The sequence below is a fragment of the Mesorhizobium sp. A556 genome (assembly GCF_054489545.1).
This window is the reverse complement of the sequence record NZ_JBTMXA010000007.1, coordinates 92954-104585: the sequence shown is the minus strand read 5'-3', so window position 1 is coordinate 104585 and position 11632 is coordinate 92954. Positions and strand designations below refer to the sequence as shown.

Annotated in this window: 8 protein-coding genes; 4 read left to right on the top strand and 4 right to left on the bottom strand. The window is 62.8% G+C overall.

The features are described from left to right. The first annotated feature begins 166 nt into the window (after positions 1–166). The gene (locus ACX3P0_RS15515) at positions 167–2533 is read left to right on the top strand and encodes a cation:proton antiporter domain-containing protein (RefSeq protein ID WP_459089811.1); all 2367 of its coding nucleotides are present in this window, start codon (positions 167–169) and stop codon (positions 2531–2533) included. Between the two features lie 9 nt (positions 2534–2542). On the opposite strand, the gene hemA is transcribed toward ACX3P0_RS15515, so the two are convergent. After that, positions 2543–3820, bottom strand: a complete 1278-nt coding sequence (hemA, locus tag ACX3P0_RS15510; RefSeq protein ID WP_459089809.1) for a 5-aminolevulinate synthase — start codon at positions 3818–3820, stop codon at positions 2543–2545. Positions 3821–4073: 253 nt separating this feature from the next. On the opposite strand from hemA, the gene galE reads away from it, so the two are divergent. Beyond that, positions 4074–5081 (top strand): UDP-glucose 4-epimerase GalE, encoded by a 1008-nt coding sequence (galE, locus tag ACX3P0_RS15505; RefSeq protein ID WP_459089807.1) that lies wholly within the window; start codon positions 4074–4076, stop codon positions 5079–5081. Positions 5082–5192: 111 nt separating this feature from the next. Then, the gene (locus ACX3P0_RS15500; RefSeq protein WP_459089805.1) at positions 5193–6443 is read left to right on the top strand and encodes a D-amino acid dehydrogenase; all 1251 of its coding nucleotides are present in this window, start codon (positions 5193–5195) and stop codon (positions 6441–6443) included. 112 nt (positions 6444–6555) lie between these two features. On the opposite strand, the gene ACX3P0_RS15495 is transcribed toward ACX3P0_RS15500, so the two are convergent. After that, complete coding sequence (locus tag ACX3P0_RS15495; protein ID WP_459077816.1) at positions 6556–7542, bottom strand: Gfo/Idh/MocA family protein; 987 nt, start codon at positions 7540–7542, stop codon at positions 6556–6558. A gap of 127 nt (positions 7543–7669) precedes the next feature. Here ACX3P0_RS15495 and ACX3P0_RS15490 point away from each other — a divergent pair, with 127 nt between their 5' ends. Then, positions 7670–8665, top strand: a complete 996-nt coding sequence (locus tag ACX3P0_RS15490; protein ID WP_459077817.1) for an aldo/keto reductase — start codon at positions 7670–7672, stop codon at positions 8663–8665. 17 nt (positions 8666–8682) lie between these two features. Here the strand turns inward: ACX3P0_RS15490 and pheT are convergent, their stop codons facing one another. Next, positions 8683–11091 (bottom strand): phenylalanine--tRNA ligase subunit beta, encoded by a 2409-nt coding sequence (pheT, locus tag ACX3P0_RS15485; RefSeq protein ID WP_459089803.1) that lies wholly within the window; start codon positions 11089–11091, stop codon positions 8683–8685. Continuing rightward, positions 11088–11627: a hypothetical protein gene (locus ACX3P0_RS15480; RefSeq protein WP_459089801.1), complete on the bottom strand. Its 540-nt coding sequence runs from the start codon at positions 11625–11627 to the stop codon at positions 11088–11090. Before ACX3P0_RS15480 ends, pheT begins: the two co-directional genes overlap by 4 nt. Positions 11628–11632: the final 5 nt, after the last annotated feature.

The window sequence follows — 11632 nt, the reverse complement described above, 5'->3', positions numbered from 1 at the left end:
GTTAACGGACATGACGCCCAAGGGTTCCGAGATTCGGCCGGACAAACAGCGGGCAGGCGCATGTGGCGGGGGATGCTTGCATCATCGGAAAAGAATAGGGTTCAACGCAACGTAAATCCACTTCCGGGCGTTTCAGTCGATAGAATTGCGGGGGATAAGAGGCTCAATGTATCGTGCAGGCAACGGACGGCTGGTCTCTGTTTTCATTCTTGGGCTGGGTTTTGCACTGTTGCTCGTGGCTTCGGGGCGCGCCTGGGCGGAAACTGGCGGGGCCGACGGTCCCAGCCTTTCCGGATCGAGCGAAACCGCCTTCGTCGCCGGTATCGTCCTTCTTTTGATCGTCGGGCGCGGGCTTGGCGAAATCCTGCAGCGCCTGGGGCAGCCCGCCGTCATGGGCCAGTTGATCGGCGGCATCGCGCTCGGACCGTCCCTGTTCGGCTGGCTATGGCCCTCGGCACAGCATTTCGTGTTTTCCAGCGATCCCGTCCAGAAAAGCATGATCGACGCCGTTTCGCAGCTTGGCATTCTCATGCTCCTGCTTTTGACCGGCATGGAGACCGATTTGAAACTGGTGCGCCGCGTGCGCGCGGCCTGCGTTTCGATCTCGACCACCGGCGTATTGGTGCCGTTCGCCTGTGGCTTCGCGCTGGCGCAGTTCCTGCCCGGAGAACTGCTGCCCGAACCGGACGAGCGCATCGTCGCCGGCCTTTTCCTCGGCACCGCCCTGTCGATTTCGTCGGTCAAGATCGTCGCCATGGTCGTGCGCGAAATGAACTTCATGCGCCGCGACATCGGCCAGATCATCGTCTCCTCCGCCATCATCGAGGACACGGTAGGCTGGCTGATTATCGCCGTCACCTTCGGCATCGCCACCCATGGCAAGGTCGAGGTGCTGTCGCTGCTGGGCACCATCACGGCGGTGGCGGCGTTCATGGTGTTCAGCTTCACGCTGGGCCGGCGCATCGTCTTCACCCTTATTCGCTGGACCAACGACGTTTTCCGCAGCGAATATGCGGTCATCACCATGATCCTCATCATCATGGGCGTCATGGCGCTGATCACCGACCTGATCGGCGTGCACACGGTGCTTGGCGCGTTCATCGCCGGCATTCTGGTCGGCGAATCGCCGATTCTTTCGGATCACATCGAAACCCAGTTGCGCGGCATCATCACGGCCTTGTTCATGCCCATCTTCTTCGGCGTGGCCGGCCTGTCGGCGGATCTTACCGTGCTCGTCGACCCGACACTGGCCCTGCTTACCCTTGGCCTCGTCGTCATCGCCAGCGTCGGCAAATTTAGCGGCGCATTCATGGGCGGCAAATTCGCCGGCCTGTCCTGGAAGGAAGCGACCGCCATCGGCTGCGGCATGAATGCGCGGGGCTCCACGGAGGTCATCGTCGCCAGCATCGGCCTGTCGATGGGCATCCTGTCGCAGAACCTGTTCACCATGATCGTCACCATGGCCGTGCTGACCACGCTGGCCATGCCGCCGATGCTGCGCTGGGCGCTGGCGCGGCTGCCCATGGGCGAAAAGGAAAAGGAGCGCGTCGAGCGCGAGGAACTCGACCAGCGCGGTTTCGTGTCGAAACTCCAGCGCCTGCTTCTGGCCGCCGACGACAGCGCGATCGGCAAGTTCAGCGCCCACCTTGCGGGTTTGATCGGCGGCGGCAGGGGGACGCCGACAACCTTCCTGCATCTGACAACAGGCACGGCCTCGGCCGGCGCTGCCACCGGGAAGGGCCCGCAAAAGCACATGGACACGATCCGGAAGGGGGCCAAGGCCAGCGCCACGGCGGCCAAGGAAAGCGACGACAGCCCGGTCGAGAAAGTTCATCTCAGCATGCGCAGCGAAAGCGGCGCCACCGGCAAGACGATCAGGGAGGAAGCGCGCAAGGGCTATGACATGCTGCTTGTCGGCCTCAACAACAGCCTGACCCAGAAGGGCGACTTCACCGCGCGCCTGAACGACCTGGCCAGCGGTTTCGACGGTCCCCTTTGCATCGTCGTGAAGGGGTTCGGCGCAACCGGCAGGATGCCTACCCTGCAGGCGGGCGAGACCATCCTCGTCCCGGTCAACGGCACCGATGCCTCACGCCACGCCGCCGAACTGGCGTTGGCGATGGCGCGTCCCAACCGCGCCCGCGTCAAGGCGCTCTATGTATCGCAGGAAGGAAAATCGAGCCGGAAAACCTCGATTTCGCATCAGCATGAGGAAGCCGTCCTCAAGGACATCGCCCAACTGGGCGAGCGCTATGGCGTATCCGTGCTGACGGCGATGCGGATGCAGGGCGGGGCCGGCGAAGCCATCCGTAAGGAAGCGGCGAGGGGCATTGCGCTGATCGTGATGGGCGTCACCCAGCGGCCGGGAGACGAATTGTTCTTCGGGGACACGGCGGCAAACGTCTTACAAAAATGTCGCGGCCCGATCGTGTTGCTTACCACCGGCCGTGTCCAGCGCGACGATGCCGAACAGGAAGCGATCCGTTCCGCCGTCCCGGTCGAGCAAGACGATAAAAATAGCGGGGAAGCCTGAAAGGCTGGTTCAGCCGCCAGACTTGGGCACGAGCAGCGGTATGACGCGTTCGCTTTCCGCAACGGCCGGGCGTCCGGCCCCGCCATAGGCAATGCCCAGCGCGTCCCACGTCTCGACCAGCGCGCCTTGCAGTTCCAGGATCAGTTCGTCCGAGTGGTAAGGCGTTGGCGTGATACGCAGGCGTTCGGTGCCGCGCGGCACGGTCGGATAGTTGATCGGCTGGATGTAGATGCCGTGTACGCCAAGCAGGCGGTCCGTGGCCATTTTGCAAAGCTCGGGGTCGCCCACCAGGATCGGCACGATATGGGTGTTCGAGGCCATCACCGGTAGACCGGCGGCGGCCAGGATGTGCTTGGTGCGCTCCGCCTGGCGTTGCTGCGCGTCACGCTCGGTCTGCGAGGTCTTGAGGTGCCGGATGGAGGCTGTCGCAGCGGCTGCGATTGCCGGCGGCAGTGCCGTGGTGAAGATGAAGCCCGGCGCATAGGAGCGCACGGCGTCGATGATGGCGCTGGTGCCGGTGATGTAGCCGCCCAACGTGCCGAATGCCTTGGCCAGCGTGCCTTCGATGACGTCGATGCGGTCGGCCAGCCCCTCGCGCTCGGTGATGCCGCCGCCGCGCGGCCCGTACATGCCCACGGCATGGACCTCGTCGATATAGGTCAGGGCGTTGTATTTTTCCGCCAGGTCGGCGATTTCCTTGATCGGCGAAATGTCGCCGTCCATCGAATAGACGCTCTCGAAAACGATCAGCTTGGCGCGCTCGCGGCCGGCCGCCTGCAGCAGGCTTTCCAGATGCGCGACATCGTTATGGCGAAAAATCTTCTTTTCCGCGCCGGAGCGACGCACGCCCTCGATCATCGAGGCATGGTTCAGTTCGTCGGAAATGACCAGGCAGTTGGGCAAAAGCCGCGCGATGGTCGAGATCGACGCCTCGTTCGAGATGAAGCCGGAGGTGAAGACGAGCCCGGCCTCCTTGCCATGCAAATCGGCCAGTTCAAGCTCCAGTTCGACCAGCGGGTTGCTGGTGCCGGAAATGTTGCGGGTGCCGCCCGCGCCCGAACCCATGCGGCCGGCCGTGTTCTGGAATGCAGCGATCACGTCGGCGTGCTGCCCCATGCCGAGATAGTCGTTCGAGCACCAGACGGTAATTTCCTGCTCGCGCCCGTTGGCGCGCCAGATGGCGCGCGGGAATTTTCCGACGATGCGCTCGAGATCGGCGAAGACCCGGTATCGCCGCTCTGCGTGGAGCTGGTCGATGGCATCCTCGAAGAACCGCTGGTAGTTCATGCTTGCGTCCCACATTTTGCACGGATCATAACCACTGGCTGTTTCCGCGTCCACCGGACCCGTTTGGTCAAAATGCCACGCCTTTTCCTAACAGTGAACAACCACGTTCAAAGGACCTGGTCTTTGTTTTGAAACAATCCAGTCTCAAATAGGTTGTTTGCCGCCGGTCCCTGCGTGGGATTTTAACCGCTTGCGGCGGACAGTGCACCAATCCTAAAGTTCAAGCTGTTTCCAGCGTAACAGAGGGTATCGCATGACGGTTCTGGTAACGGGGGGTGCCGGCTATATCGGCAGCCACATGGTCTGGGAGTTGCTGGATGCCGGCGAAAGCGTCGTTGTCCTCGACCGGCTGTCGACCGGCTTCGAATGGGCGGTGGCCCCCGAGGCGAAACTCGTCGTCGGTGACGTGGCGGACAAGGAACTGGTCGGCCAGATCATTCGCGATCATGGCGTCGACGCCATCATCCACTTCGCCGGTTCCATCGTGGTGCCGGAATCGGTCGCCGATCCGCTCGGCTATTACGAGAACAACACCTGCAAGACGCGCGCGCTGATCGAGACGGCGGTGCGCGAAGGCGTGGCCAATTTCATTTTTTCCTCCACCGCCGCCGTTTATGGCGGGGCCGGGCTGGAGCCGGTTCGCGAAGACGCGCAACTTTCCCCGGAATCGCCCTATGGCCTGTCCAAGCTGATGAGCGAATGGATGCTGCGCGATGCGGCGGCCGCGCACGGTCTTCGCTATACGGCGCTGCGCTATTTCAATGTCGCCGGCGCCGATCCGAAAGGCCGCACCGGTCAATCGACGCCGGGCGCTACCCATCTCATCAAGGTCGCCTGCGAAACAGCCCTTGGAAAACGCGCCTCGATGCAGGTGTTCGGCACCGATTATGAAACGCCGGACGGCACCTGCATCCGCGACTATATCCATGTCAGCGACCTGGCGGCGGCCCACAGGCTGGCCTTGCAGCGGCTGCGTGCCGGCGGCGCGAGCATGATCGCCAATTGCGGCTATAGCCACGGCTATTCGGTGATCGAGGTGATCGACAGCGTGCGCCGCGTCTTCGGTCACGACTTTCCGGTCGTCATGGGTGGCCGCCGTGCCGGCGACGCCGCCGCCGTCGTCGCCAATTCCGATCGCGCCCGCAGCGAACTTGGCTGGGTGCCTAAGCACGACGACCTGACCCGGATCGTGACGGACGCGCTGGCGTGGGAGCGTATCCTGACGGCCAAGAATTCTTCGCGCGCGGCTGACTGGCCCTAAAGCTGGATGGGTTTGAGGGGTCGAAGCGCTGTTGCGTAAGCGCTATGGAGGCAGCTTCGACGCACGGCGTGTTGAGTCGTCGGCGCCACTCCGGCGGGCAGGGGATGTAGCATGAAGATACTCGTTTTGGGTGCCGGCGTGGTCGGCACGGCTGCCGCCTTCTATCTGGCGAAAGACGGCCATGAAGTCACCGTCGTCGAACGGCACGCCATGGCTGCGCGCGGCACCAGCTATTCCAATGCGGGGCTGGTTTCGCCGGGAGACGCCACCGCATGGGCCTCGCCGGCGGCGCTGAAGACTTTCGTACGCGGCATTTTCAATCATGAGCTCGGCGTCAAGGTCAGGCTTTTGTCCGATCCGTATCTCCTCGCCTGGAGCCTGCGCTTCCTGCGCCAATGCACGTCGGGCCGCGTCCGCGCCAATACCAACGTCAAGCTGCGCATGGCGCTTTATTCGCGCGAATGCATCAACGCGCTCTCAACCGAAACCGGCATCGCCTACGACGAACGCAAGAAGGGCATCGTCTATTTTTTCCGCACGCAACAGTCCTTTGATGCGGGTGCGCAAAGTTACCTGTACCTGGGCGAGCGCGGGCTGGACGTCCAGGTCGTCGACCGCGACCGGCTGGTTCAACTGGAGCCCGGCCTGGCCGCCTCCAGGGCCGACATTGCCGGCGGCGTCTATTCGTCGATGGACCAGACCGGCGATTCGCGGCAACTGGTCGAGGCGCTTGCCGCCTATGCGGTGGAAAAGCTCGGCGTAAAATTTCTGTACGACACCACGGTCGAAAGCCTCGACATCGAGGGCGACAGGGTGCGGTCCGTGATGACCTCCGCCGGCCCACTGAGCGGCGATGCCGTGGTTCTCGCGATGGGGCCTGAAAGCGGCCCGTTTGGCCGCCGCTACGGCATTGACCTGCCGATCTATCCGGTCAAGGGTTATACGGCGACGGTGACGCTGGAAGACGAAAGCAAAGGCCCGACCATGGGCGGCGTCGACGAGGATCGGTACGTCGCCTATTCGCGGCTGGGAAATCGGCTGCGGATCGGCTCGACGGCCGAACTCACCGGTTTCGACCGCAGCTTCAAGCCGCGCGACTTCGCCTCCCTGTTCAGGGCGGCGCACGAGCTTTTCCCCGGCGCGTTCGATGAGAAAAAGGCCGAGCTTTGGGCGGGTTTGCGGCCGATGATGCCCAATTCCGTTCCGGTGCTGGGGCAGGCGCGCTTCAAGAACCTCTATCTCGATACCGGCCACGGCCACCTTGGCTGGACCCTAGCCTGCGGTTCCGGGAAATTCCTGGCCGATCTGGTTGCCGGGCGCAAGCCGGAGATCGATCCGCAGGGACTGCTCTATCAAGCATAGACTGCGCGCTAAAGCACGTCGCGATCTTTCAGGTTCGCTTGCCGTGCTTTAGGTCTTTGTTTTTTCGCATGTCTTTGCCCCGAAACCGGTTTCCACTTTCGGGAGACATGCTTTACACCGCCTCCCAGCCGTCCTTTTCGCCGGCGCGGTAAATGGCGTCTATGACCTTCTGGTTGAGCACGGACTCTTCCAGCGTGAAGACGCGGTCCTTGCCGCCCATTGCAGCCCGCGCGAATGCTTCGAACTGCAGCCGGTATTGCGACGCACCGGGAAAGCGGAAGACTTGCGCTTCCGTATGCTTCTGGTCGTGCAGTTCGATGCGGGCATGGTCGTAAAGCCCGGCATTGAAGGGCGACGCCACCTCGATGAAACCCCGGTCGCCGTGGAACACCATCGATTGCCGCAACGCCATCTGCGTCGAGACATAGAAGGAAAGCTCGAAATCGCCGAAATCGGCGCGCACCGAGGAATTGATGTCGGTGCCGAAGGTCTTGTCGCGCTCGATCGTGGCCTGGACGCGCAGCGGCTCCTTGCCCGTGGCGAAGCGTGTCGAAACGGTTGGATAAACGCCGATATCGGGCAAGGCGCCGCCGCCGAGTTCGAGCTTGTTGCGCATATTGTCCGGATCGACATTGTAGTAGCAAAACGCGCCCTGCACGTGGCGCAGGCGTCCGATGGCGCCATCGGCGATCAGCTCGCGCAGCTTGATCCATTGCGGATGATAGGTGACCATGAAGGCTTCGCAGACCAGCAGCTTCTTCGCGTCGCGCAGCTTGATCAGCGGCAGAATATCCGAGGCTGACAGCGCCAGCGGCTTTTCCACCAGCACATGCTTGCCGGCTTCCATGGCCTTGGCCGCCCATTCGACATGCTGCGCGGTCGGCAGCGGGATATAGACGCCGTCCACCTCAGGCGAGGCCAGAAGTTCCTCATAGGAGCCGAAGGCATGGCGTGCACCAAAACGCTGGCCAAGCGCCTGCGCCTTGCCGAGATCGCGGCTGGCAATGGCGGCGAGCACGCCATTCTCGGTATCGACCAGAGCCGGGATAAGATGATCGCGCGCGATCTTGGCGGTCGACAAAACACCCCAGCGAAACATCCGGCTTTCTCCCTGCATCGTGATGGCGCGAAGCTTTGCCCTAAAAGGCGGATTATGCCAAGGTCGCATCGGGCAGGCCGTGCACCGCACCGGCAACGACATTGCCCAATTCCAAAAAGGAAACACCATGAAAGAGCGCAAGCTTGGAACCGAACTGTCCCTCTTTCCCGTCGGGCTTGGCTGCATGGGGATGAGCCACGCCTATGGCGGGCAGGAGGAAAGCGAGGCGATCCGTACCCTGCACCGCGCCGTCGAACTCGGCGTGAATTTCTTCGACACGGCGGAGGTCTATGGCCCCCTCACCAACGAGATTCTGGTCGGAAAGGCGTTGCGCCCGCTGCGCGACAAGGTGAACATCGCCACCAAATTCGGCTTCAACGTCATTGAGACGCCGGAAGGGCCGAAGACATTGCCCGGCCTGAACAGCAAGCCCGGCCATGCACGCGCTGTTGCCGAAGCGTCGCTGAAGCGGCTCGGCATCGAGGTGATCGACCTGTTCTACCAGCACCGGCCCGATCCCGAGATTCCCATCGAGGAGACGGTCGGCGAAATGGCCGAGCTGGTGCGCGAAGGCAAGGTACGCGCGCTTGGTCTGTCAGAGGTTGGCGTCGCCACGCTGCGCAAGGCGCATGCGGTGCATCCGATTGCAGCATTACAGAGCGAATATTCGCTATGGACGCGCGACCCGGAGGACGGCGTGCTGGAAACCTGCCGCGAACTCGGCATCGGCTTCGTGCCGTTCAGCCCGCTCGGGCGCGGTTTTCTCGCGGGCGCGATCCGCTCTGCGGATCAACTCGGCGAAGGCGATTTCCGCCGTGGCCTGCCGCGTTTCGAGGCGGAAAACATCGAGAAGAACCTTGCCGCCGTCGCCCGGCTGGAGAAGCTTGCATCGGAAAAGAATGCCAGCGCCGCGCAACTGGCGCTGGCCTGGGTGCTGCATCAGGGCGATTTCATCGTGCCGATCCCCGGTTCGCGCAAAATCGCCAATCTGGAGCAGAACGTGGCCGCTGCCGGAATTTCACTGAACGCGGCGGAACTGGCCGAAATCGGCGGCCTTATCACGCCGGACCAGATCGCCGGCTCGCGTTATGGCGCAGCCATGATGGCACAGACGAACCGGTAAATGTTGGTGCTGCGGGTTTAGCCCCGCAGCACGCCGCCGGTCTGTTTTTGCACATTGTCGACGATGCGCTTGGCCAGCGCCTCGAAATCCTCGTCGGTCAGCGTCTTTTCGACCGGCTGGATCGACACTTCGATGGCGACGGACTTCTTGTCCGCGCCAAGCGAAGCGCCCTCGAACACGTCGAAGACGTTGACGCCGTTGATCAGCTTCCTGTCGGCGGCAAGCGCTGCCTTGGTCAGCGTACCGGCCTCGATCTCCTTGCCGACGACGAAGGCGAAATCGCGCTTCACCGCCTGGAAGGCGGAAAGTTCCAGTCTCGGCTTGGTCCGCGTCGGCTTGGCCTTCGGCTCCGGCACGGCATCGACGAACACCTCGAAGCCGCAGAGCGGGCCGGAAACGTCCAGCCCTTCCAGCGTCTTCGGATGGAATTCGCCAAAATGCCCGAGCACGACTTTCGGGCCGAGCTTGATCACGCCGGAACGGCCCGGATGATACCATGCGGGTGCGCCGGTCTCGATCTGCAGCCGGTCCACTGGCGCGCCGCAGGCTTCCAGTGCTGCCAGCGCATCCGCCTTGGCGTCGAACACGCCGACAGGTTGCGCATTGCCGGACCAGTTGCGGCCAGAGCCTTCAAGCCTGGCGGTGCCGCGCCGCACGCCCGCCGCCACGCGGCGCTGGTTTTCGGGCGTATCGCCTTCATAGGTGCCCGACACTTCGAACAGCGCGACATCGCCGATACCCTTGTCGGCATTGCGCTGGGCGGCGGCGATCAGTCCCGGCAGCAGCGAGGGCCGCATGTCGGACATGTCGGCGGCAATCGGGTTGGCAAGTTTCAGCGCGCTCTGACCCCCGCCGAACAGTTCGGCGTGCTTGGCCGGGATGAACGACCAGGTGATGGCCTCCATCATGCCGCGAACGGCAAGCGCCCGGCGCGCCGCGCGGGTACGGATTTGCAGCACGGTCAGGATTTTGCCGTTGACCGCGTCGTGGCTGGCCAGCGGCGCAGGCAGGATGGCATCCACACCGTGGATGCGCATCACCTCCTCGACCAGATCGGCCTTGCCGTCGACATCGGGCCGCCACGAAGGCACAGCCACGTCGACCACTTCGCCTGACCCTTTCGGCTGGAAGCCGAGGCCGGAAAGAATGTCGAGGCTGGTCGCAGCCGGCACGTCGAGGCCGGTCAGCCGCTTCACTTCCGCCAGCTGGAACGAGACGATTTTCGGCGTATGGCCGGCATAGCCGACGATTTCTTTCTCGCTTGGCTCGCCGCCGCACAAGTCGAGCACCAGTTTGGTTGCCAGTTCCAGTCCCGGCACCATGAATTCCGGATCGACGCCGCGCTCGAAGCGGTAGCGCGCATCGGTGATGATGCCGAGCGAACGGCCGGTGCGGGCGGTGGCGATCGGGTCCCACAGCGCGGATTCGATCAACACGTCGGTGGTGTTTTCGTCGCAACCCGAATGCTCGCCGCCCATGATTCCGGCGATGGATTCGACGCCGTTCTCGTCGGCTATGGCGCACATTTCAGGCGTCAGCGTGTATTCGCGGCCATCCAGCGCCAGCACTTTCTCGCCGTCCCTCGCGTGACGAACGGTCAGATTTCCGGCGACCTTCTTGGTATCGAAGACATGCAGCGGCCGGCCGCGGTCGAAGGTGACGTAGTTGGTGATATCGACCAGCGCGCTGATAGGGCGCAGGCCGATGGCGATCAGCCTTTGCTGCATCCATTTCGGCGACGGGCCGTTCTTGACGCCCCGCACAAGCCGCAGCGCGAAGCCGGGACAAAGCTCCGGCGCTTCGATCACCACCTTGACCGGGCATTCGCCCTGGCCGGCAATAGGCTCGACAGGCGCCGCCTTGAGCGTGCCCAACCCCGAAGCCGCCAGATCGCGGGCGATGCCGTGAACGCCCGTTGCATCCGGGTGGTTCGGCGTCAGATTGATGTCGATGACCGGATCGTCGAGATGCGCGTACGCGGCATAGCTCGCGCCGACAGGCGCGTCGGCGGGCAGGTCGATGATGCCGTCATGCTCGTCGGAAAGCTCAAGCTCGCGCTCCGAGCACATCATGCCGTGGCTTTCCACGCCCCTGATCTTGCCGATGGAAAGCGTCACGTCGATGCCGGGCACATAGGCGCCGGGCGCGGCGAACGCGCCGATCAGGCCCGCCCGCGCATTGGGTGCACCGCACACGACCTGTACCGGCGGGCGGCCGTCACCGGTATCGACGGTCAGCACCCTGAGCCGATCCGCATCGGGGTGCTGCACCGCCGTCAGCACCTTGGCGATGACGAAGGGTTTGAGGCTGGCCTTGTCGTCGACCGATTCGACTTCGAGGCCGATCGAGGTCAGCCGCGCGACGATTTCATCCAGCGAAGCGTCGGTTTCAAGGTGATCCTTGAGCCAGGAGAGGGTGAATTTCATGTTTTTTCTCCTGCCTTCAAACTTGCCCAGTGGTACCCTTTCTCACCGGCACCATCTCCAACCCAGTTCATGGGTTGAGCAAATGTTTCGACCAGGAATTCGATACCTTCGTTTCGTTTAGCCACCATATCTCGTGGGGCCTTGCGATAGCCGATAATCTTCCCCTGACGATATGACGGCTCGGCTTTCGACTCGTGGAGCGCCAAATACGCACCGGCGCTAATGCTCATTTCCACATTTCTCTCAGCAACAACCCATGATCCGCTCCAGAAATTTCCGTCCCCAACCACGGAAACCCCAAGGTCTCGCCCACAAACAAAGTGATAGCCCAATACAACATCCCCTTCGTGGCGAGCGCTATGGACAGTCGCAGACCTTCGCGGGGCGGGTTTCCGAGAGTTCAGCTCGAAGTCGCACATTGCAACCAAATCCTGCGCATCGAGACGTTCGGCATTTGCTCTAAGGGTTTCGAGCTTTGCTTTGTCGAGTACTTCTAGGCGCTCAGGTGTATACGTATGAGTGAGTTGCTTAGCCATAACCG

Coding starts and splice junctions, on each gene's coding strand:
- ACX3P0_RS15495 (WP_459077816.1), bottom strand. CDS start 7,542: ATGTTTCGCTGGGGTGTTTTGTCGACCGCCAAGATCGCGCGCGATCAT.
- ACX3P0_RS15490 (WP_459077817.1), top strand. CDS start 7,670: ATGAAAGAGCGCAAGCTTGGAACCGAACTGTCCCTCTTTCCCGTCGGG.
- galE (WP_459089807.1), top strand. CDS start 4,074: ATGACGGTTCTGGTAACGGGGGGTGCCGGCTATATCGGCAGCCACATG.
- ACX3P0_RS15515 (WP_459089811.1), top strand. CDS start 167: ATGTATCGTGCAGGCAACGGACGGCTGGTCTCTGTTTTCATTCTTGGG.
- pheT (WP_459089803.1), bottom strand. CDS start 11,091: ATGAAATTCACCCTCTCCTGGCTCAAGGATCACCTTGAAACCGACGCT.
- ACX3P0_RS15500 (WP_459089805.1), top strand. CDS start 5,193: ATGAAGATACTCGTTTTGGGTGCCGGCGTGGTCGGCACGGCTGCCGCC.
- ACX3P0_RS15480 (WP_459089801.1), bottom strand. CDS start 11,627: ATGGCTAAGCAACTCACTCATACGTATACACCTGAGCGCCTAGAAGTA.
- hemA (WP_459089809.1), bottom strand. CDS start 3,820: ATGAACTACCAGCGGTTCTTCGAGGATGCCATCGACCAGCTCCACGCA.